Raw genomic sequence first — 19,619 nt, forward strand, 5'->3', positions numbered from 1 at the left:
GTGCGTGGATGCAGTCGGGATGCGGCTGACTGGGCCGCGGCGCGCGCATCAACGCGAAGGCTCAGAGCGGTTCACTGTCGACCTGATCCTGGCTGAAGAACGTCGCGTGTTCGATCTCGTCGACGCCACCAATGTGCGGGCGATGTCGTGGGTGCGCCCGGAGCACACCGCCACCGCGTTGGGGCTGTCCGAACAGCAGTACCAGGTGGTCGCGGCGATCGCGTCCACACCACAGCTGGTGGTGCCGCTGTCGGCGCCGGCCGGGGCGGGCAAGACCACCTCGATGCGGGCGTTGCGCACCATCGTTGAACGCCGCAGTAAGGCGCGCATGATCGTGATCGCTCCGACCGGGAAAGCCGTCGATGTCGCCCTCGCCGAAGGGGCGGCTTCGGAGGGCTACACCATGCACGCCGCGTTGAAACGGCTCGCTGATGGCCAGTTGGAGTTGGGGCCGTTCGATGTCGTCGTTGTCGATGAAGCCGGCATGGTCGGCACCGATCAGTGGCGCCAACTCTTTGCCGCGACGACGGGGGCCGGGACGAAGACCGTGATGGTCGGCGACGCTCACCAACTGGCACCAGTCAAAGCCCGCGGCGGAATGTTCGCTCAACTGTGTGACGAGCTGCCCTGGACTCAACGCCTGACCGAGGTGTGGCGCCAACACGACCCCACCGAGCGGGCCGCGTCCTTGGCTCTGCGTGATGGTGGGCCCGCGCCGGTGCGCCGCGCGATCGACTGGTACCGCAACCACGACCGCCTTGCCTGCGGGGATCAGATCACCATGGCCGCCGACGCCCTGGCCGCTCACCAGGCTGACCTCGCCGCCGGCAAAAAGAGCCTGCTGCTGGCCGACACCGTCGAGATCACCGACGCGCTCAATCGCCGGGTCCACGACCACACTGTCGCCGAACGCACCCGCCAAGGGCTCGACGAGGCGGCGACAGTAACCGGGGCGCGCGGTCACCACATCACCGTCGGCGACGTCATCGTCACCCGCAGCAACGATCCCACCCTCACCGTCTACGCCTCGGATGACCGCACCCGCGTCCTGACCGGGGCGCCCGTGCGCAACGGGCAACGCTGGCAGGTCATCGCCGTCGATGACACCGCCGAGCATCCCCGCATCGCAGCCCGCCGACACGGCGACCAAGCGTGGGCCGTGTTCAGCGGTGACTATCTGCGTGAGCATGTGCAGCTCGGACACGCGGTCACCGTGCACACCGCACAAGGCGTCACCGCCGACACCACCCACGCCGTGCTCGCTGATACCGCCAGCCGCAACCTGGCCTACGTCGCACTCACCCGCGGCCGCCAGGCCAACCACGCTTACCTCTACCACCGCGCGATCGGGGAAGGCGACCACCAACACCGTGATCTTTCTGACGGGGTGCACCTTGCCTACCGCGGCACCCCCACCCAGGCTGGCCGGGCGCTGCGCCAAGTCATCGGTCGCGACGAGCGAGCCCGCACGGCGCACCACACTGCCGCCGACACCCCCGCGCACGAGCTGCCCGAGCGGGTCGCCTCGCTCGTCGCAGAACACCACCGCGTCGTCGCCAATAGGTTGAGCAGTCACCGCAAAACCCAACGCAGACAACAGGATCGATCCCTCGACCGCGCCCTAGGACTCGACCACAGCCAATCCCGAAGCCAGGAAAGGGACCAAGGCTATGACCTCAGCCTCTAACCCTCCGCCCGTGCTCAACGCCGACCGCATCGACGCCACCGCCGAGCGCATCGCCACCGACTGGGGACACCACGGCCGCGATAATCACCGAGCTCGCGGCGGCGGCGCGGGAGGTGTTCAGCGAGGACGTTGACTGGTTCCACGACGATGACCATGGAGAGCATCCTGACATCTGACTCAGAGCGTATTCGACTGTACTGCTTTATATTTCAGGTTACATCTCGATTAGTTGGTGGACGGATGTGTCACCGTAGCGACATCTAGTCGGCGGTGCACGAGCGACAGTGCCGTCGCCAGTTCGAGCAACTGGGTGTCGGTCACCGCTCGTAGGGCACGCGGATCGTGAGCCACCGGGTTCCTGAACATGCCGGCGAGGCCTTTGATGAGGTTGGCGAAGCCTGTTTGTTCATCACGATCGGTTTGGGAGGCCAGGTTGTTGATCGCAATGACTGGTGCCCCTGACTTCCCGAGGGACAGTGCCGCATCGATCAGCGGGGCACCGTCGCCGCTGAGGCCCGACATCTGCCGGACTCGTTCGAACACGCTTTTTGTTGCTTCCAGGGAGGCGTGAAAGTTGTTCTTCTTGAGCAGCTCCACGGTGCAGTAGCGCAGCACTTCGCCGTGGGTGTCTCGTCGTCTTAGCTCTGCCCGCAATGAGGTGGCGTTGCGCGATGCCTCGTCCAGGGTGGCGGACCGGGGGCCGCGGTGCACTTTGCCGGTGTCTTCAACGCGGAGGCCGACGAAGGTCAGCACCTCATCGAGCTGGTCTTGGCGCAGCGTGAACAGCTCGGGCCTGCCGATGTAGTTGGCGGGGTTCATCGCGTGCGTGATGAACGTGATGATCCGCTGCGGATGGCCATCGGTGTTCTGACGGCGGACGAACGCCTCCTCCAGCCGCTTCCACTTCGTCAGACCGGCGCCGGGATCGTCCATATCAAGACGGCCTAGCAGCTGACCAATCTCGTATCCGGTGAGGCCACCATGGGTGTCAGCAAGCACTTGGGCGACTCCCGTCAAGACGCCGAGATTCCACGAAGGTTCAGGCATTCTGTTGCCTTGCTTCGCTATTGGCGATATATCGATAGGCAGTGGCCCGTCCAATCCCAAACGCGGCAGCAAGCTCGGGGACCGGTTCACCGGTAGCTGCCAGGCGCCGCAGCTGCTCCTGTCGATCGGGGCTGAGCTTTGTAGGCTTTGTCGCTGGTAGTTGCCGGGAGCGGCGTGAATGGCGGGATGCGGCGCGGCGTTCCCGACCCAGTTCGAGTTCGAGTTCCGCGAGGGTCGCCATGATGGCTGCCACGGCGCGACCTGCAGGAGTGGCGGTGTCCACCCCTTCTCGCAGTGTGCGCAGCATGATCTGGCGTTCGCCTAGATCGGCGATGGTGCGGGTGACTTCGGCGACCGAACGGCCCAGCCGGTCAACGGCCGCCACCACAACCGTGTCTCCAGCTCGCGCGTAGTCGAGCATCGCAGCGAGTCCAGGGCGTTCCGTTCTGGCCGACCCCGACAGCCTGTCGGTAAAGATTCGGCCCTTATCGACACCAGCTTCGGCGAGCACGGCTAGTTGCGCGTCGAGGTCCTGGCCGGTGGTGCTAACTCGGGCATAGCCGAGGATCGCCGTCATGCGATGACTGTCTCACTCCCCACCGACAATCCAGATCTGAGACGCGCAGTGTGAGACAAGAAATGAGACACCGCTACCTGGAGCGATGTGAGCACAATGCGCGCCACGCGAGGCTGTCTCGTTTCTTTAGATACGAGACGGGGATAGTGCAGGCGCACGCAACGGCGGTGCGCCAGTCGCTACCGCTGGGTGGTGGGTTGTTGTTTTCGGGAAGCTAGGTGGGGCCACCAGCTGGCTTCGCGCAGGAGTGTGGCGATGGCGGGCACGGTGAGGGTGCGCACGAGGAAGGTGTCGAGTAGCAGTCCGAAGCCGATGATGAGGCCGGCTTGGACCATGATCGCTACCGAGCCGACCATGAGTCCGAACATGCTGACGGCGAAGATGAGGCCAGCGGAGGTGATGACGGCGCCGGTGTTGGCCACGGTGCGTAGCACGCCGACGCGGATGTTGCTTCCCGATTCTTCGCGTAGCCGGGACACGAGCAGCATGTTGTAGTCGGCTCCGACGGCGACGAGGATGATGAAGGCCAATAGTGGTACAGGCCAGGCGATTTCGTGTCCAAGAATCCATTGGAAGACCAGGACGCCGAATCCGATGGAGGCGAGGTAGTTGAGTAAGACGGTGCCCAGAAGGTAGATCGGTGCCAGTACCGCGCGCAGCAGCAGGACCAAGATGATGCCGACGATGACGGTGGTGGCCAGGGCGAGTTGGGCGAAGTCTGCCCAGAGGAATCGTTGGATGTCGGAGTTGACGGCGGGGAAGCCGGCGACCGAGACGGTGGCCTGGGCCAGTGAGGTGTTGGGTCGTGCGTTCTCGGCGGTGGTGGTGATGCGGTGGGCGAGGTTCATGGCGTCGACGCTGTAGGGGTCGTAGCTGGTTTCGATCATGAATCGTGCGGTTTTGCCGTCTGGTGAGAGGAATTGTTTGGCGACGTCGGTGAATTGGCGGTTCTCGAAGGCGGTGGCGGGTAGGTAGAAACCGCTTGCTGAGTCGGAGTCTTGGGCGGCGCGTGCGGAGTTCTGGAGCTGGGTGGCGATCTGGTTCATTCCGGAGAGCATTTCGATGTTGCTGTCGGCCAGGGTGCGCACACCGGTGGCCAACGCTTGGGCGCCGGAGGCGAGTTGGCTGATTCCGTCTTGGAGGCGGCGCAGGTTGGCGGCCAGGTCCGCGGGGTTTCCAAGGGCACCGAAGGCGTCCTCCAGTGAGGTGACGGCGTTCTGCACGGTGGCAAGGGTGTCGGCGACGGTGGCGTTGCGGGCGGGGTTGTAGCGGTCGCCGAGGTCGGCGATCTGGGTGAAGAATCCGTTGTTGCGCAGGGTGGTCAGGATGTGTACCTGGTCGCGGATTTGGGCGCATTGGGGTGTGGTGGCACACCAGGGCGAGGTGTTGAGGGCGCCGACGAGTGGGTCGAGCATTGTGATCGCGTGGTCTGCTTGGTCGGCTAGGGGGCGGATGCCTGGCCCGGATTGGATGGCCTGATCGACGGCAGGGGCGGTCGCTGAGAGCTGTTGGAGCAGGGGCCGGAACTGGTTGACCTGAGTGCCGGCGGATTGGGCTTGTGTGAGGATTCCCGCCAGGGGGGCCAGGGCGGTGCGCACGCTGGTGTCGAGTTGAGCGAGTCCGCCGGCGAGTTGATCGGCGCCGTCGGTGAGTTTGGTGAGGTCGTCGCGGCGGGCGTTGCCGTCGGCGACCGCGCCGGCCATCTTGTCTCCGATTTGGCCGTTTTGCCAGGCCAGTTGCGCTTGATCGAGGCGTTCCCCGGTGGGGCGGGTGACTCCGGAGACTGTGGTGACACCGGGAACCTGGGAGACGCGGGAGGCCATTTCGTCGAGGTCGGCCAGTCCCTTGCCGGTACGCATGTCGGTGGGGTTCTCCACGACCAGGAATTCGGTGATGACGGCGTCTTTGCGGAAGTGGCGGTCCAGCAGCTGGTAGCCCTGGTTGCTGGCGGTGGTGGCGGGTTGGCCTTTGCGGTCGTCGTAGCTGATCTTGATGGTCGCGGCCACCGCCGATAGGGCGAGCAGGATGACGAGGCTGACGATCAGCAGTGGCACCGGACGGCGCACCACCGCTACGGCGACACTGTTCCAGTACCGGCGGGTGCGATCGGATTTGGGTTCACCGATGCCGCGTTTAGCTGCCAGTGCCAGTACCGGCGGGAGCAGGGTGACGGTGGCCAGGAAGCCGACGAGAACCGCGATGGCGCATGCCGGGCCCAGGGCGGCGAATACGCTCAAGCGGGCGAACACCATGGCCAGAAAGGCCAGTGCGACGGTGGCTGCGGAGGCCAGGATGACACGGCCAATGCTGGCGGTGGCGTGGATGATGGCCTGTTCGGCTGGTACCTGTGCGCGGCGCTGTTCGTGGTAGCGGCTGATGAGGAACACGGTGTAGTCGGTGCCGGCGCCGAGCAGGATCGCGGTCATGAACGCGACGGTGAATTGCGAGACCGGCATGCCCATCTCGCCTAGCGCCGAGAGCACACCGCGCCCGACGGCCAGGCTCAGTCCGATGACCAGCAGCGGCAGCAGTGCGGTGAACACCGACCGGTACACGATCAGCAGGATCAGGGCGATCATCGCGGCGGTGGCGATCGAGATCAACAGCAGATCATGCTCGGCGGCCGCGATCATGTCGCTGAACGTCGCCGGCGGCCCAGTCACCTGTGCGGTGGTCGACGAATCGGCGAACACTTCGGCGGTGAGGTCCCGCACCGATTCCACGGATTCGGCCGCGGCGGGGTCGCCGAGCGTGCCGGCCACGCCCACCGGCAGGTACCACGATCGGCCGTCGGCGCTGACGGCTTGGGTTTTGGTGACCGGATCGGCCAGCAGGTCCTGCACCAGCAAGACGTGCTCGGTGTCGGCGCGCAGCTGTTGCACCAGGCGGTCGTAGCGCTGCCGGGCCGCCGGGGTGAGCCCGGCAGGGTCTTCCATAGCGACGAACAGCAGCGTTTTCGAGCCTTGCTCCCCGAACGCAGCGCTCATCCGTTCCACTGTTTGCAGCGACGGCGCATCGCGCGGAATCAAATCGACCGACTGCTGGCGCACCACCGTCTCCAACTGGGGAAACAGCACCGCCAAGACGATCGCGGCACCGAGCCAGGTGCCTATCGTCAATGCTTTGTGCCGCACGGTGAATCGGCCCAACGCGGCCAGCCGGGCGCTGTACTCGCGGCTGTGTGCGAGATCGGCGGAAGAGTCCTCACGCCGCGCAGTGGGAGTGGCAGGTGCTCGTGTCGAGGAGCCTGTCGTGCGGTCGGTCACCGAACCTCCCCAGTCGACGATACTATCGGTATCGCTACGCTACAGCATGTAGCACAAGGGCTGGCGGGGTGGATCAATCCGGCTGGAGCGGGCCCTTTAGTGCCGGTTCACGATGTTGGTGTCATCACCCTCGGGGATGTCGTGCCGCACCACACGGACTCGCCCCTGGGGTAGGCAGGCCATGTAGCCGTGTCGTTTCCCGTACAGCTCCCATGCGGTGACCTGCTGGTCGGGGTCAACGTCGATGCGATGCCCGCGGGAGAAGCTCAAATGCAGGCCTCCGTCGTCATCGGACCAGGCCTGGGTGCACACAGCGCCGGCCAGATTCAGCAGCGGGCGCTCCTGCGTCGAGATCTGCAGCGGGTCGATGACCACCGTCTCGGCGGGAAAACGCTCCATCGCGGGCAAGGTGAGCGTCAGGGGACGCGAGATGACGACCTCGTTGTAGTCGTCAAGGTCGAGCACCAGGCCGTCACGCACAGAGACACGTTGCACGACACAGTCTTTGATCCATTGGGTGTACATGACTTCTCCTTCGACGCAGCGGCGAGTCGTCACATAAGAGTACGACAAGTAGCGCTGCGCTACTAGAAGTATCGTTACGGTGTCTGGGGGTGCCGGGTGGCGCGGTCGACGACTCGTCGGGTGGCCCGGTCGATGCGATCGCGGGCATCGGCTGCTGACAGGCGCCCGCTGATGACGGCGAGGAGGTTGGCCAGCCAGATGTCGGAGATGATGCTGGCGACATGCAGGTGTGCCGGTGTGGGTTCACCGGCACTGAGGGTGCGGGCCAGCAGGGTGGTGATCGTGGCGGCGGCGAGGTCGAGCTCGGTGGCGGCGCGGGTGTCGGCCATGGCGAAGGCGCGGGTCATGGCATCGGTCAGCAGCGGGTCGCGCTGCCACCGCTCGTGCAAGTGGGTGGTGAGTCGGTCCAGTCGTTGCGTCGGTGTGCCCGGACCGCCTGTCCAGTCACCCGCGACGTCGAGGCGCTGAAACTCCCGAGTCAGCGCCGCCACCAACAGATGAGTCTTGGCCGGATAGTAGCGGTACAGCGTGCCCACGGCGATGCCCACGCGTTCGGCGACCGTTCGCATGCGGACAGCGTCATAACCGCCGGTTCGAGCAATAGCCAACGCGGCGTCCAGGATTGCGTCGCGGCGACCGGCCGACGCGCGCGAACGCGACCCGGCGGGGTTGGGGTCGGGGGCAACCGAACTCCCCCGATTGCGCAGGGGTTTGCTACTCAGCGAGGTGCTGGCGGCGGTCATGGCGTGTGACCGGCACCGCCGCCGTGACGCGAGAACTGCTCGAAGATCCCGCCGAAACCGCTGATGTCACCATGAGCGGCGAAATGCGCGGTGTCGACCGCGATGAACACTGCGCTCGCGGTGAACCGGGTCACCCCCGTGCAGGTCCCCGTCGCCGCGACATGCAGCGCCCGCCCCTTGCGGGCGCTGATGTGCGCGGTGATCCGGTGGGGCTGGTGCAAGGGCACTGGCTGCAAGTACTCCACGGTCAACGTGCGGGTCACCGCAGGCGTGCCGGCGATCCACAGCGTGAAGCCCAGCACGTCATCACAGGCGGCCGCGACCGCCCCGCCATGCGCCAAGCCCGGCGCTCCGATGTGACGCTCATCGAAGGTCACATCGGCATACACCGAATCCGCACGCCGGTAGACCTCCAGGCGCAGGCCGTGCGGGTTGGCCGGGCCGCACCCCATGCACGTCGGGGTATGAGAAGGAAGCCGTTCCGGCGATACTGCACTGTCTGGCACAAGAACGCCCCCGCTACATCTAGTTTCGCTGCGATACTCTTAGTACCACAAATGGTAGAATGTCGTGCGCGACATCGCCTGAAACCGACCGCCGAGGTGACCCCGTTGAGCGACAGCCGTCAGCCATCCCTACCCGACGATGACGACATCGACCCGCGGCGGATACGGTCACGCAACCGGTTACTGGATGCTGCGGCGACACTTCTGAGCACAGGAGGAGTCGAAGCCGTCACCGTCGATGCTGTCACCAAAGCATCCAAGGTTGCCCGCACCACCCTCTATCGACATTTTCAGAGTTCGTCGCATCTGCTGGCCGCCACGTTCGAGCGGCTCCTGCCGCAGGTAGCCACACCAGCACCCACCAGTGGTTCTCTGCGCGATCAGCTGATCGAGCTGCTCAGCCGCCAGGCCGCCCTGCTCAACGACGCCCCGCTGCACGTCACCACCCTGGCATGGCTCTCACTCGGGCCGGCCGGCACCAAAGACGACATTGACGATCCCCACACATCCGGGGCTCTGCGGGCCCGAGTTGTCGACCAGTACCGACAACCCTTCGACGCCATCCTCACCAACGCGGAAGCTCGCGCCGAACTCGGCAGCATCGACTGCGAACTCGCGATCTGCCAACTCGTCGGGCCTCTTGTGTTCGCACGAATGACCGGACTCCGCACGATCACTCGCGACGACTGCACAACCCTCGTCGACAACTTCCTCGCCGTGCACCGCCAAGCCGCTGCCCTGTCAGACGTGGTGGGCGCTGTCTGACCGGACCAAAAGCCAGTGGGCCACGGGGCCTAGACCGGAGCAGCCCAGGTGATGGGCAGCGACGTGTAGCCGCGGATCGGCCCGGACCGCAGTCGCACGGCGGACTCGAGATCGACCTCCCAGTCGGGGACTTTGTCCAGCAACGCATTCAGGGCGATCCGGGCCTCCATCCGCGCCAACGCCGCACCTAGACAGAAGTGGATCCCGCGTCCGAAGGCCACCTGGTGCTCACAAGTGCGATCGACGTCGAACACGTCCGGGTCGGGGAAGGCGCGCTCGTCCCGGTTCGCCGACCCGAACAGCAGTAGCACCCTGTCACCCCGTTTCATGGTCGTCTCGTGTAGAACGACGTCGCGGGTCAGGGTGCGTGAAAGTCCCTGAGCCGGTGAGTCGTAACGCAGCAACTCCTCCACCGCGGGCCCCAGGAGCGTTCGATCTGCGGCCAGACGGCGCCGGGTCCGCGGATGCTGAGCCAGCACGACTGCGGAGTTCCCCAGCAGGTTGGTGGTGGTCTCGTAACCCGCGACGAGCAGCAGCGCGCAGAAACCGAGGACCTCGTCGTCGGTCAGCCCCACGCCGTCGACCGTGGCGTTGACCAATGCCGACATCAGGTCCTCGCGTGGAGCCCTTCGGCGGTCGGCGAGGAACTCGGTGAAGTAGGCGTAGATCGACGCCGCAGCCGCCAGGGCGTCAGTGGTCTGCCCGTGGGTCACGTCGACCTGCACCAGCCGGCTCGACCACAGACGGAACCGATCGCGATCGGCTGCGGGCACGCCCAGCAGATCGGCGATCACCGCGGCGGGCAGGATGGCGGCGAAGTCGGCCACGAAATCGGCTGACCCCGACCCCTCGTCGAGGCGATCGAACAACTCCGCCGCCATCCGAGTAACGGCGTCCTGCAGACCGGCCACCCGGCGCGGGGTGAAGGCCCGGCTGACCAGAGCGCGCAGCTGATCGTGTCGCGGCGGGTCCATCACGATCATCATCGGCAGGAACGACCCGATGAAATCCGAACCCGGCGGGGTGGGGAAGATTCCGTCCACCGAGGAGTACGTGCCGTGATCCAGCGCTGCCGCCTGAACGTCGGCGTGCCGACTCAACACCCAGGTGTGCGACTCCTCGGCGCGGAACACCGGAGCGGTATCGCGCAACATCCGGTACGTCGGGTAGGGGTCGTTGAGGATCTCGGCGTCGAACGGGTCGTACCGGACACCCACGTCGACCATGGACACTCCCACCACCATCGCAACAACGGTTTAGACTCGGAGTCTAAATGGGGCGAACGAAAATGGGCAATGCGCAGAATTCCACGTCAGATCGCTGATCGACTCCCCGCAGCTGCGGACCTGTTCGCCGACAAGGGGCTCAACGACTCCAAAATTGAGGACGTCGCGGCAGCGACGGGCGTGCCGAAGGCGACGCTGTACTACTACTTCGCCGGCAAAGAGGAGATCCTCGCCTTTCTTCTCGAGGACCTGCTCAAGGACATCTCCGATGCCGTGACGGCGATCGTGCAGACCGACGGCACCGGAGCCGAGCGTCTCGAACTCGTCATCCGCGCACAACTGCGGGCGATGGCGCAGCGACCGGCGGTCTGCCGCGCACTCATCGGCGAGCTCGGGCGGGCGGCTCGGATGCCGGTGATCGCCGACATGATCAACACCGCCTACCAGCGACCGGTGGAGGCTCTGCTCATCGCCGGGGCACGCGACGGGTCCCTCGTCGCGCAGACCGACGCGCGGTCCACATCCATCGCACTGTTCGGTGCCGTCACCATCAACGCGCTTATGTATCTGGTCACCGAAAGCCAACTCAACGAGGCGGTCGTCGCCGGCACCCTCACCGCCGTCATGTTCGACGGGCTGCGCCCGCGACGCGGGGATCAGCCGTGAGCACCTACGGCCTGTCCGTTGTCGGCGCCGACCTCCAGTCGCTGGCCCAGACCGCCCAGGCTGCCGATGCGGCTGGGTTCGACGCGGCGTGGGCTTCGGAGTTCTATCACCGCTCCGGATCAATCTCCATGGCCGCGCTGGCGAACCGTACGCAGAACTGTCGGATTGGGTCCTCCATTCTGTACGGCGTCGGACGAAGCCCCCTGGTTCTAGCCACCGAGGCTCGCGATCTCGACGAGCTCTCCAACGGTCGGCTGGTACTCGGCATCGGTAACGGAACCCAACGCATGATGAGCGACTGGCATGGCGTGTCCGACACCTCTGCGCCCGCGCTGCGGATGGAGGAACTCGTCGCGTTACTGCGCCGCATCTGGAACCTCCACGAAGGTCCAGTGCGCCACCACGGCCGCTTCTACACGATGGACCTCGTTCCGACCGGCGACGTGCCACCCCTGCCCCGGCCGATCCCGATCGTCACCGCCGGCGTGCGTCCCCGTATGTGCGAAGCAGCCGGCAGAGTGGCCGACGGCCTTGCCGGACATCCGCTGTTCACGACCACCTACGTCCAGGAAGTCGTCCGACCGGCCATCGCCAAGGGCGCCGCACACGCCGACCGCGACCCCGGCGACGTCGAAGTCATCTCCATGGTCATGTGCTCAATCCACGAGGACCCCGAAATCGCCAGACGCGAACTGGCACAACAGATCGCGTTCTACTCAGCAGTCAAGTCCTATGGGTCCATGCTCGACGTGAATGGCTTCTCCGCTGAGGGCCGAGCCATCCGGGACGCATTCGCCCGACGCGATTTTCCGGAGATGTTCGCCGCGGTGTCCGACAAGATGATCGACGCCATGGGCGTGGCCGGAACGGCAGACCAAGTGCGCGACGGGCTCAAGCGCTACGAAGGCGTGCTCGACCACATCATGCTCTACTCACCATCAGTCGGCCTCACCCCGGAGCGCGTGCAAGAGAACCTCAACAGCCTCATCCAAGAATGCTCGCCACGCGGAACTTCTTCTTAGGCCATGCGGTAACTTTCGACGTCTCCCGTTCGGACAACCGCCCAGCCCACCAGACCGCCGACCACGAAAAACCCACCGGCCCCAGGACAGCCCGCCCAGCCCGGCGGCGCGGGACATGTCAACCACACCAACTCAACATCAAAACCCGCTCCCGCGATCTAGCGCTCAAAACCCGAGCTAGAGAACCCGCGCAAGTGGGCTTCAGGATCGCGGCATCGAACTGCGGTCCCTCACCGAAGCCATCGATACCACAGCACTACCGGCGGCGTTCCCCGGAAATGAGGTCGAAGTGATTCACGTGGAAGCCGAGCCCGACCCGGATGACCTCGATGTCGGCTACGCCCAGCTGGCGTCGGAGTTCAACAGCGAGACCGCCGATGGTGAACGTCGGGCTGCGCGGGACCGCTATGCGGGTCGGACTGGAGAGGCGGCGTAGAGAAGAACTCACCGGCCGCGTGTTCAGATCAGCCGGGGGTCGCCGTCGTCGAGGATGATGTGCCGTTCGCCGCGCTGGAGTGCGTCGAGGGCGAGGTCTATCTCGTGGACGGCGAGATTGGTGATCCGGCTGGGGTCGAGGACGATGATCTGATCAGCGTGATCAGCGCCGCCGCCGGCCGCAGACCGACGTACTCCGCGTTGGGGGCGACGACGAGCTTGCGTGTCGTCGTCGGTCAGCACGTGATGCCCCTCCCCCGCCATCAGGCGTTGTCGGCCGTTCTGCGGCGCAGCGTGTTCAGCTCGTCGAGCAGCTGCTCATAGCGCTGAAGGGACATGACGACGGCGGCAGGCTTACCGGCGGTGTCAGCCAGGACGACGTTGCCGCCACTGGTGGCCACCTGATCGATCAGGCGCTGATGCAGCTCGCGGACCGGGATCAGCTCACTGGGAACGGCTTACGCACCGCCGAGGGCCTCAACGGTGGTGCGAATCATGGGTTTCACCTTTCGGAAGTGGGTCGGTCTGGTGTCCCCTCGGCCCGTCTGTCGAGCCGAGGGGACACCGCCGAATCCGGTTAATGCTCAACCGCGTTCGGTGACCGTGGTGTTGGGGTGACGTGCGGCGGTGGAGCCCTTCACGAACTTGCCGGTGATGGCACTGCGGTGATGGGTTCCGCTGCTGCGGTTGGCGCCCCGTTCGGTGACCGTGGTCTTGGGATTGCGCGCCGCGGTGGACGCCTTGACGTAGCGACCGGTGGTCGCGCTGCGGTGATGGCCCTTGGCCATTGTCTTGTCCTTTCGGTTTGTCCGGCCCGGTGTTGAGCCGGATACCGGTCTATAAGTGCGCTCGTCGGCTCGATCCCTGAATTCCACGGAATCGTTTCGGTCGGTCTCGGCGGCGCGGCGTGCCAGGGCGTCGCCTTCGGCGGCGGTCACCGACCTGCGTGCGACTCGGGCGGTGCGGGTGCCCAACGAGCTGGCGTTGATCAGTTCGGTGAGGTGCTTGATGGTGGTCACGACGTCCTCTTTCGGTTTCGGAGTTGGCGGAGTTGGTGGCCGAGGAGGTTTTCCACGCTCTTGGCGTCGCGCAGCCCCAGCTTGTTGGCGATCTCGCGCTGGGTGAAGCCGTGCTCCTGCAGGAACAGTGCTTGGCGCGCCCGGTCGGTGGTCAGCAGGGCCATCGCTTCGGCCACGGTGTCGTTGGTGACGATGGTCGCCTCGATGCCCTTGATGACGTCGAACTCGTCTTCGGGGAGTTCGTCCATCGGCGTGGTGGCCTGCTCAATTCGTTCAAGTTCGGCCCGCAGTGCGCTGCGGTAAATGTTGGCGAATTGATAGAGGCACTGGCCGATGAAGAAGGTGCCCAGCGACGCCCCACCCGAGGACTGCCAGCGGTGGGTCTTGAGCACCTTGTCGCGGAAGTAGTTCAGCGCGGCGACCACGGTGTCGGTGGCGATGTCGTCGATGGTCTGGTCGTCGGGCCAGCCCTCGATGCGGCCCAGACCGTAGCCGGTCAGCGTCTTGGCCTTCGCATAGATGGTGCCGTGGCGGATCCAGGCGCGCAGCACGCCGAGGCCGTAGCGGGTCAGTTCGCGGGAGAACCGCGCCCACAGCCGGCCGGTGAACTGCTCCAACTGCAGCGCCAGCAACAGCTCCTCATCGGCTTGAAGACGCCGCAGTCGTTCCAGCTGTTCCAGCTCGTCGGCCAGTTCGGCGGCCAGATCAGGGTCGTCGAGCCAGGAACCGACCAAGCCCTCGTCGACGCGATGGATGTCGCCCTGGTTGTCCGGTTGTAAGCGCGCGGCATCAACGGGCGGGCCGGGGCGGCGTGCCGGTCGATCCATGGCTACATCTCCAGGAGGCGAGAAAGAGACAACCGATCCCTACGGTTGTCGCTTCCTCTTAAGTCCGCGCGTACCGCGAACCCCTGAAACCTGGAGAAAGTTTTTTTCCAAGCGAGCGGTCGCGGCCCGTGCGCTCGCCATTGTCCCAGGTCGACCCGACAATCCCCCGCATCCGGAAGAGGGGCTGCTGACGCCCCTGGGGCCGCTGGACCCGCCACGTGCGGCTCCTCGCGTGATGAGGTCGGTGCACCGGTGTCTGGCATGGAAGAACGCCGCGAAGTGAATCGACGGAAGCGGGGCGCGGGTGGGGCACCAAAGAAAAAAACCCCGGCCGCGTCATGGCTCCAGGCCAGAGAGGCGGTGTCCGGGGACTTCTGCCAGTTATGTTACCTCGGACCACGAAAAGGAGTCCAGTGGTAGAGACCCCCCAGCAGGCAGAGGTGCGTCGCGCCGCTGCGCTCGATCGAGCCATATCGACCCCGCGCTACGCGTCCTATCTGAACGCCGCCGGCCAAGACGCCGACCGTGCCCGCAAGCTCTACGTCTGGGACCGTGACCTTTCGACAGCCATTCTCGCGGACCTGGCCATCGTCGAAGTGGCGTTACGCAACGCCCTACACAACGCGCTGACCGGCACCTACGGACCTGAGTGGTACCAGAACATCGCCCTCGATGACCGCTCGATGAAGCAGGTCGAACGAGCCTGGGGCTATCTCCGCAATCCTCGGCAAGGCCACCCATCGACACCTGGGCGAGTGATCGCGCAGTGCACCTTCGGAATGTGGGTCAACCTTCTCGATGCCGGCGGCTACGCCGGCCGGGAGCCCCGCCGCGTCCACGCCGACTACGAGCAGCTGTGGCGATCGACGCTGCGCTCTGCATTCCCCGGTGGGCGCATCGAAGCACGAAACGACCCAAGCCCCCACGCGAGCTTCACCAGGACGTGGGTTCACTCCGTCGCCAAGACCGTCAACGTTCTACGCAACCGGGTCGCCCACCACGAACCCCTGCACAACGGATTCCCGTTGCCTGGCCAGCGGTCGGGTCAACAGCAGCCGAACCGCCTCACCGCCGCCGAGGGCGTCGAGGCCTACATGAAGCTCACCCGCATGATCGACCGCAACCTCGCAGAGTGGATCGCCAACAACACCAAGGTCACGACCCTGCTGGCCACACGTCCATGAGCCTCGCTGGCAATACCGCCGGAGGGGCCGAGACCACTGTACATACATACATGATTTCTTACATGTAAGTCTGCATGTAGACATGTTTGCATGTAGCCCGGTAAGCTTCCCGTCATGACTGTTTCGGCAGATAAGCAGTGCGAAATCCTGGCCGTGGCGCTGCAGAAGGGCGGCGTCGGCAAGACAACCACCACGATCAACCTCGGCGCGAACCTGGCCGCGATGGGTCTACGCGTCCTCGTAATCGACATGGATCAGCAGGCGCACAGCACCAAGGGGCTGGGCATCGAACTCGACGCCGAGGACGCGTCCATGTACGAGGTTCTGCACCCGGACCGGGCGACGCGCGTCCCGTTGGCCAAGGTCATCGTTCCGACGCAGTTCGGCATCGACGTCGCGCCCGGTCATCTCGCGCTCAAGGAGCTCGAGCGAACCGGGCTCGGATCGGGAGGCCAGCTGCGGCTAGCGCGCCAGCTCGACGACATCGAGGGCTACGACTTCGTGCTCCTGGATTGCCCGCCGGCATTGGGGGAGCTGACCACCGCAGCACTCGCGGCGGCCGACTACGTGCTGGCCGTCCTCAAGGCCGGCCCCGACGAGGTGGACGGCCTGGTGGAGCTGGGCAACTCGATCCTCGACGTTCAGGAGACCCTCAACCCCGACGTGGAAATCCGGTACGTGCTGCTGGCCGACTTCGACGGCAACCCGAAGGCGAGCAAGGACGTGCGCAGACAACTGCGTGCCGACTGGGGGGAGTGGTCTGACGGCGGGGCCTACCTGGGCGAGATCCCGCACACGGTGCGGGTGGTGGAAGCCAAGGGCAAACGCGTACCGGTCAACGTGCACGCCCCGACCAGCACGGCGGCGGTGGCCTACCGCGAGGTCGCCGAACGCATCGCGGCAAGGCGGCACGCAGCATGAACGCCGCATCGAAACCCGCCGGATTGCAGGTCGGCTCCACCCGTCCGCTGTCGCGGGCAGAGCGACGCGCCCAAGCCGCACGGGTCACCGCCGACGAAACCCCCGTCAACGAAACCGCGCCGGCCGCGCCGGAGCCGCAGAACCCCGGTATCCCGCCCGCGCCCGTGGTGGCATCACCCGGTGGTGAGCAGAAGACTCAGCCGGCCGAGCCGGTTCGGCTCAAAGCCCGTCAACGCAAGGTGAAGAGTCCGTTCGCCACACAGCTGCACGCGGGAACCCTCGCGCGGCTCGAATGGATCAAGGCGCACGGATACGTCATCACCGACACCGTCGACGAGGCCATCAACCGCTACCTAGACGACGCCGGCATTCCAAAACCGGACCGCAACGACCGCATGCCCTGAGGGTGGCGCACGCCGCCCCCTAAGGGGCTGACGCAAAGTTGTCTTGATTCTCTCGTCGACGCTTCCAGTCATCCGCTGAGGCTCGCGCGCCGTGGAAGTGCTTCCAGCACTGCACTTCCTTTGTTGTGATCTGACCGTAACCACACGAGTTGTCGGGATTCCGGCCCCCAAGGGGTCATTAGAGGCCGTGACACCAACCCTGACAACCCGCTTCTCGCGGTGCCGTGCATTCGGCGATCGGCCGCTGCACCCCGCAGGTCTATACCTGCTCAGGCGAGACCTGGAACTGCCGCCACGCCACGCGACGGAAACCAGCTCTCGGGCCGGTACTTCCCCGGTGTACCGGAACCACGACGAGAAAGGTGTGGCCAGTGCCCTGTAAAGCACGCTATGCCAGCGCAGAAGAAGAGAGCGGGACGACCAGCCAGCTCCAGGAGCCATCTCCTGACCACCGAACAAGGAGACGCCCAATGAGCGAATCCATCCTGATCGTCGTGGCCATCATCGTCGTGGCGATCATCGTCCTGGCGATCACGGTCCTGGGCCTGGCGATCTGCGTGCTCGCGGGTTACCTGGCCCGCATTCCCGACTGCAAGGTCACCATCGGCGAAGTCGGCCGAGCGATCGGCGCCATCGTCGGGGTGGGCTTCGAAGCGGTGGCCACGATCATCACGTCCGTGCGCCGACCGTGAGAAACCCCGGCTCATGGGGGGCAGCGGACTTCCTCGGCCTCGATTGTGGCGAAACGGTGGGTGGTGGCCGTCAAGGCCGTACCGCCGCTGCGCGGTCGACCTACCGGTCGAGCCTGGACAGCCACCACCCACCGCGCAAACGGGCCAGTACGAGGAAGCTGCGGGCGAGAAACGCTGGCCAGGCTCCGGAATGCCGAGCTACTCGGCCGGGGGCACCCCGGCCCGGTCCAAGAACTCGTTGAGCGCCGCATCCACGATGTCGGTGACCGCGTACCCGCGGTCCTTCAACACCTCCACGCGCTGCTGCGTGCCCGGACGCACATAGGTGTTCAACGGCACCTTCTGCTGCCGCTTACGCAAGGGCAGCGCGCTACCGGCAGCGTCGGCCGCGCCGCCGTCGAGAGCATCCCCAGCCGAATCGGGCATGCACGCATCCTACATGCATACCTAAAAGTAGTTTGCATGCAAATTGCTTGCATGTATGCACGCACGCTCTTACAGTGAGGGCATGGAAATCCTCGGCACGGTCCAAGACGACGTGAGTGCGGTCCGGGACTTCGCGTCCCAGGTCCGTGCGCTGTGTGCGCAGCTGACAGCCAATCCGTTCAACACCCCCGCCGCAGAGAAGCTCCTCGATCTGCTCCTGGAGGACGCCCCGGCAGTGGATCTCGCCTTCGAACGAGTGTTGCGGTCGGTGATCCACGGACCCGCATCGACCGGCGCCCCGATCCTGGACATGCTCGGCGGCCCACGCTGCACCGACCCGAATGCCGCACTCGTCGTCGGCGCGGCGGCCTAAAGTCGGCCCTGATGAGCGCACCCGCACCGCCGCCGAAGCCAGGCTCCACCGAGCACTGGCAGGCATGGCTGCAGCGGTACGGCGGTGACTACACCGATGACGCCGAGCGCCGCGCCGCCTACCAGGACTTCACGACGAACCTCGACACCATCCAAGCCGTCTTCTCCCAATCCGATGACATGCACGTCGCCGGCTACCTCGAAGCCCACGAACGGGTGGCCAGCGGCGACGCAGACAGCCCCGACGACGCCGAGACATGGGTTCCAGGCGATCTCACCGGCCACGCGCGGGCGGACTGGCTCGAAGGCTTCCGCTCCCACTTCGAGCCGTAGGCCCAGCCCTGGGAGGAAGCGGTCGGAATCGTGACACCACGCTTTCCGGCCCGCACCCTACGACCTCGCCGTGTGCACTCCTGCACGTCCGAGACCATGCCGCCACCCGTCGATCCCGCAATTCAGCGCACTGTCCAGGCGGTCTACACCACAGACCTCGGGCTACCCGAGGACTGGACCACCGACCAGCGGACCGAGTTCATCCGCGACGAGGCCGACCGAATCACTTGGATGGCCCGTGCCCACGCCGCCACTCTCGGCGACCTGAGCATCCGCGACTGGACTTGCCGACACCACGGCCAGATGCCAGACCCACTGACGCAGACTGCATTACGCACCGAGGCCCGCGCCCAAGCCGTGCGCCAGGTCCTCAGCACGGAACTGTACGAACTCATCCCCACCGAGGTCGACGACTGGTGATCGCGCACCACGCGTTATCTGGAACGGACCTCAAAATTCACACCAGTACCACCCGCCTCGGCGTGTCCTGATGCTGAATCACCGATCGGGCTGGAAGGGTCAACGTCATGCCAGCTCACGCAAAAGGCGAACGCAAGGCATACACCGTTCGCCCACCCATCGAAGCCGTTCCGCTCCTAGAGGAGAAGTTCGCGCAGTCGGGCGTTTCGTCCATGGCGCAGTACATGGCGGACCTTCTCGCCATCCACGCCGGCCGACCAGACCTGGTGCGTGAACTCGGAAAAGTCGACAAGGAGGTTCTGCCGCTGGCGATGTGATCACCCCGCCAGGACCTAAAAACCTCTGCTGGTCGGACAGGGGTCTTGGCATACGTGACATCTGAATAGCCGGTGTGCGGATTACCCCGCTGACATGACGAAGGCCCCGCGTTAGCGAGGCCCTTGTCTGAGGTTTTGAACCGAGCGCCAACTCGGTTCGGGGTCCGCACCCGATATCCCGAAGGGACTTTGCTCTGAAAGGCAAGTCTCACGGTAGCGCACGCCTGTCCGGCGTACCA

The 19,619-nt window shown here is 65.5% G+C and carries 26 protein-coding genes; 14 read left to right on the forward strand and 12 right to left on the reverse strand.

The genetic code is table 11. The features are described 5' to 3' along the window. Together BVC93_RS32635 and BVC93_RS33430 are read left to right on the forward strand one after the other, a co-directional pair. Positions 1–1,687, forward strand: a 1,687-nt coding sequence (locus BVC93_RS32635) for an ATP-dependent DNA helicase (RefSeq protein WP_157517382.1), incomplete at its 5' end; no start/stop codon positions are given. Further along, positions 1,671–1,820, forward strand: a complete 150-nt coding sequence (locus tag BVC93_RS33430) for a hypothetical protein (RefSeq protein WP_157517383.1) — start codon at positions 1,671–1,673, stop codon at positions 1,818–1,820. The genes BVC93_RS32635 and BVC93_RS33430, both read left to right, overlap by 17 nt. 92 nt (positions 1,821–1,912) lie before the next feature. On the opposite strand, the gene BVC93_RS32640 is transcribed toward BVC93_RS33430, so the two are convergent. The 6 genes from BVC93_RS32640 to BVC93_RS32665 all read right to left on the reverse strand — a co-directional run bounded on the left by BVC93_RS32640 (position 1,913) and on the right by BVC93_RS32665 (position 8,297). Continuing rightward, complete coding sequence (locus BVC93_RS32640; RefSeq protein ID WP_236950574.1) at positions 1,913–2,686, reverse strand: TIGR02391 family protein; 774 nt, start codon at positions 2,684–2,686, stop codon at positions 1,913–1,915. 40 nt (positions 2,687–2,726) lie between these two features. After that, complete coding sequence (locus tag BVC93_RS32645) at positions 2,727–3,311, reverse strand: recombinase family protein (RefSeq protein ID WP_083741838.1); 585 nt, start codon at positions 3,309–3,311, stop codon at positions 2,727–2,729. 179 nt (positions 3,312–3,490) lie between these two features. Beyond that, positions 3,491–6,577 carry an MMPL/RND family transporter gene (locus BVC93_RS32650; protein WP_083741839.1) on the reverse strand — a complete coding sequence of 1,029 codons (3,087 nt, stop codon included), beginning with the start codon at positions 6,575–6,577 and terminating at the stop codon, positions 3,491–3,493. Positions 6,578–6,673: 96 nt separating this feature from the next. Continuing rightward, positions 6,674–7,102 (reverse strand): DUF6188 family protein, encoded by a 429-nt coding sequence (locus BVC93_RS32655; RefSeq protein WP_083741840.1) that lies wholly within the window; start codon positions 7,100–7,102, stop codon positions 6,674–6,676. Positions 7,103–7,176: 74 nt separating this feature from the next. Next, complete coding sequence (locus BVC93_RS32660) at positions 7,177–7,845, reverse strand: TetR family transcriptional regulator (RefSeq protein ID WP_083741841.1); 669 nt, start codon at positions 7,843–7,845, stop codon at positions 7,177–7,179. Next, positions 7,842–8,297 (reverse strand): PaaI family thioesterase, encoded by a 456-nt coding sequence (locus tag BVC93_RS32665; RefSeq protein ID WP_236950575.1) that lies wholly within the window; start codon positions 8,295–8,297, stop codon positions 7,842–7,844. Before BVC93_RS32665 ends, BVC93_RS32660 begins: the two co-directional genes overlap by 4 nt. 159 nt (positions 8,298–8,456) lie before the next feature. Here BVC93_RS32665 and BVC93_RS32670 point away from each other — a divergent pair, with 159 nt between their 5' ends. Continuing rightward, entirely contained in the window at positions 8,457–9,116 is a 660-nt protein-coding gene (locus BVC93_RS32670; protein ID WP_083741846.1) for a TetR/AcrR family transcriptional regulator, read from the forward strand. Between the two features lie 29 nt (positions 9,117–9,145). Here BVC93_RS32670 and BVC93_RS32675 read toward each other — a convergent pair whose 3' ends face one another. Beyond that, positions 9,146–10,342 carry a cytochrome P450 gene (locus BVC93_RS32675; RefSeq protein ID WP_083741847.1) on the reverse strand — a complete coding sequence of 399 codons (1,197 nt, stop codon included), beginning with the start codon at positions 10,340–10,342 and terminating at the stop codon, positions 9,146–9,148. Positions 10,343–10,411: 69 nt separating this feature from the next. Here BVC93_RS32675 and BVC93_RS32680 point away from each other — a divergent pair, with 69 nt between their 5' ends. The 3 genes from BVC93_RS32680 (at position 10,412) to BVC93_RS33725 (ending at position 12,466) form a co-directional block, all read left to right on the forward strand. Continuing rightward, complete coding sequence (locus BVC93_RS32680; protein ID WP_083741843.1) at positions 10,412–11,008, forward strand: TetR/AcrR family transcriptional regulator; 597 nt, start codon at positions 10,412–10,414, stop codon at positions 11,006–11,008. Continuing rightward, a complete protein-coding gene (locus BVC93_RS32685; protein WP_083741844.1) occupies positions 11,005–12,030 on the forward strand; it encodes an LLM class flavin-dependent oxidoreductase in 1,026 nt (341 codons plus the stop codon). Before BVC93_RS32680 ends, BVC93_RS32685 begins: the two co-directional genes overlap by 4 nt. A 289-nt stretch (positions 12,031–12,319) precedes the next feature. Continuing rightward, positions 12,320–12,466 (forward strand): hypothetical protein, encoded by a 147-nt coding sequence (locus BVC93_RS33725; RefSeq protein ID WP_192860467.1) that lies wholly within the window; start codon positions 12,320–12,322, stop codon positions 12,464–12,466. A 23-nt stretch (positions 12,467–12,489) separates the two neighbouring features. Here the strand turns inward: BVC93_RS33725 and BVC93_RS32690 are convergent, their stop codons facing one another. From BVC93_RS32690 to BVC93_RS32705, 4 genes are all read right to left on the reverse strand, one after another. Continuing rightward, positions 12,490–12,708 (reverse strand): hypothetical protein, encoded by a 219-nt coding sequence (locus tag BVC93_RS32690; RefSeq protein WP_236950576.1) that lies wholly within the window; start codon positions 12,706–12,708, stop codon positions 12,490–12,492. 20 nt (positions 12,709–12,728) lie between these two features. Next, entirely contained in the window at positions 12,729–12,866 is a 138-nt protein-coding gene (locus tag BVC93_RS34410; RefSeq protein WP_236950577.1) for a hypothetical protein, read from the reverse strand. A gap of 183 nt (positions 12,867–13,049) precedes the next feature. Continuing rightward, on the reverse strand, positions 13,050–13,484 hold the full coding sequence (locus BVC93_RS33435) for a hypothetical protein (RefSeq protein ID WP_157517384.1): 435 nt from the start codon (positions 13,482–13,484) through the stop codon (positions 13,050–13,052). Beyond that, a complete protein-coding gene (locus BVC93_RS32705; protein ID WP_083741845.1) occupies positions 13,481–14,311 on the reverse strand; it encodes a Fis family transcriptional regulator in 831 nt (276 codons plus the stop codon). The genes BVC93_RS33435 and BVC93_RS32705 overlap by 4 nt, the downstream gene beginning before the upstream one ends. 413 nt (positions 14,312–14,724) lie before the next feature. Here BVC93_RS32705 and BVC93_RS32710 point away from each other — a divergent pair, with 413 nt between their 5' ends. From BVC93_RS32710 to BVC93_RS32725, 4 genes are all read left to right on the forward strand, one after another. Next, the gene (locus BVC93_RS32710) at positions 14,725–15,495 is read left to right on the forward strand and encodes an Abi family protein (protein ID WP_017555458.1); all 771 of its coding nucleotides are present in this window, start codon (positions 14,725–14,727) and stop codon (positions 15,493–15,495) included. A gap of 114 nt (positions 15,496–15,609) precedes the next feature. Then, positions 15,610–16,416, forward strand: coding sequence for a ParA family protein (locus BVC93_RS32715; protein ID WP_017555459.1), 807 nt, complete (start codon positions 15,610–15,612; stop codon positions 16,414–16,416). Further along, positions 16,413–16,820, forward strand: a complete 408-nt coding sequence (locus tag BVC93_RS32720) for a hypothetical protein (protein ID WP_017555460.1) — start codon at positions 16,413–16,415, stop codon at positions 16,818–16,820. Before BVC93_RS32715 ends, BVC93_RS32720 begins: the two co-directional genes overlap by 4 nt. A 470-nt stretch (positions 16,821–17,290) precedes the next feature. Then, the gene (locus BVC93_RS32725) at positions 17,291–17,512 is read left to right on the forward strand and encodes a hypothetical protein (RefSeq protein WP_017555461.1); all 222 of its coding nucleotides are present in this window, start codon (positions 17,291–17,293) and stop codon (positions 17,510–17,512) included. 198 nt (positions 17,513–17,710) lie between these two features. Here BVC93_RS32725 and BVC93_RS32730 read toward each other — a convergent pair whose 3' ends face one another. Beyond that, a complete protein-coding gene (locus BVC93_RS32730) occupies positions 17,711–17,938 on the reverse strand; it encodes a hypothetical protein (RefSeq protein ID WP_017555462.1) in 228 nt (75 codons plus the stop codon). A gap of 82 nt (positions 17,939–18,020) precedes the next feature. Here BVC93_RS32730 and BVC93_RS32735 point away from each other — a divergent pair, with 82 nt between their 5' ends. The 4 genes from BVC93_RS32735 to BVC93_RS32750 all read left to right on the forward strand — a co-directional run bounded on the left by BVC93_RS32735 (position 18,021) and on the right by BVC93_RS32750 (position 19,380). After that, positions 18,021–18,311 carry a hypothetical protein gene (locus BVC93_RS32735; protein WP_017555463.1) on the forward strand — a complete coding sequence of 97 codons (291 nt, stop codon included), beginning with the start codon at positions 18,021–18,023 and terminating at the stop codon, positions 18,309–18,311. 11 nt (positions 18,312–18,322) lie between these two features. Then, on the forward strand, positions 18,323–18,643 hold the full coding sequence (locus BVC93_RS32740; RefSeq protein ID WP_017555464.1) for a hypothetical protein: 321 nt from the start codon (positions 18,323–18,325) through the stop codon (positions 18,641–18,643). Positions 18,644–18,715: 72 nt separating this feature from the next. Further along, positions 18,716–19,063 carry a hypothetical protein gene (locus BVC93_RS32745; protein ID WP_052621706.1) on the forward strand — a complete coding sequence of 116 codons (348 nt, stop codon included), beginning with the start codon at positions 18,716–18,718 and terminating at the stop codon, positions 19,061–19,063. A gap of 107 nt (positions 19,064–19,170) precedes the next feature. Next, on the forward strand, positions 19,171–19,380 hold the full coding sequence (locus BVC93_RS32750; protein WP_016343910.1) for a hypothetical protein: 210 nt from the start codon (positions 19,171–19,173) through the stop codon (positions 19,378–19,380). The last annotated feature ends 239 nt before the right edge of the window (positions 19,381–19,619 follow it).

It is taken from the genome of Mycobacterium sp. MS1601, assembly GCF_001984215.1.
GTDB lineage: Bacteria > Actinomycetota > Actinomycetes > Mycobacteriales > Mycobacteriaceae > Mycobacterium.

Coding starts and splice junctions, on each gene's coding strand:
- BVC93_RS33430 (WP_157517383.1), top strand. CDS start 1,671: ATGACCTCAGCCTCTAACCCTCCGCCCGTGCTCAACGCCGACCGCATC.
- BVC93_RS32645 (WP_083741838.1), bottom strand. CDS start 3,311: ATGACGGCGATCCTCGGCTATGCCCGAGTTAGCACCACCGGCCAGGAC.
- BVC93_RS32655 (WP_083741840.1), bottom strand. CDS start 7,102: ATGTACACCCAATGGATCAAAGACTGTGTCGTGCAACGTGTCTCTGTG.
- BVC93_RS32660 (WP_083741841.1), bottom strand. CDS start 7,845: ATGACCGCCGCCAGCACCTCGCTGAGTAGCAAACCCCTGCGCAATCGG.
- BVC93_RS32665 (WP_236950575.1), bottom strand. CDS start 8,297: ATGGGGTGCGGCCCGGCCAACCCGCACGGCCTGCGCCTGGAGGTCTAC.
- BVC93_RS32675 (WP_083741847.1), bottom strand. CDS start 10,342: ATGGTCGACGTGGGTGTCCGGTACGACCCGTTCGACGCCGAGATCCTC.
- BVC93_RS32680 (WP_083741843.1), top strand. CDS start 10,412: ATGCGCAGAATTCCACGTCAGATCGCTGATCGACTCCCCGCAGCTGCG.
- BVC93_RS32705 (WP_083741845.1), bottom strand. CDS start 14,311: ATGGATCGACCGGCACGCCGCCCCGGCCCGCCCGTTGATGCCGCGCGC.
- BVC93_RS32715 (WP_017555459.1), top strand. CDS start 15,610: ATGACTGTTTCGGCAGATAAGCAGTGCGAAATCCTGGCCGTGGCGCTG.
- BVC93_RS32720 (WP_017555460.1), top strand. CDS start 16,413: ATGAACGCCGCATCGAAACCCGCCGGATTGCAGGTCGGCTCCACCCGT.
- BVC93_RS32725 (WP_017555461.1), top strand. CDS start 17,291: ATGAGCGAATCCATCCTGATCGTCGTGGCCATCATCGTCGTGGCGATC.
- BVC93_RS32730 (WP_017555462.1), bottom strand. CDS start 17,938: ATGCCCGATTCGGCTGGGGATGCTCTCGACGGCGGCGCGGCCGACGCT.
- BVC93_RS32735 (WP_017555463.1), top strand. CDS start 18,021: ATGGAAATCCTCGGCACGGTCCAAGACGACGTGAGTGCGGTCCGGGAC.
- BVC93_RS32740 (WP_017555464.1), top strand. CDS start 18,323: ATGAGCGCACCCGCACCGCCGCCGAAGCCAGGCTCCACCGAGCACTGG.
- BVC93_RS32750 (WP_016343910.1), top strand. CDS start 19,171: ATGCCAGCTCACGCAAAAGGCGAACGCAAGGCATACACCGTTCGCCCA.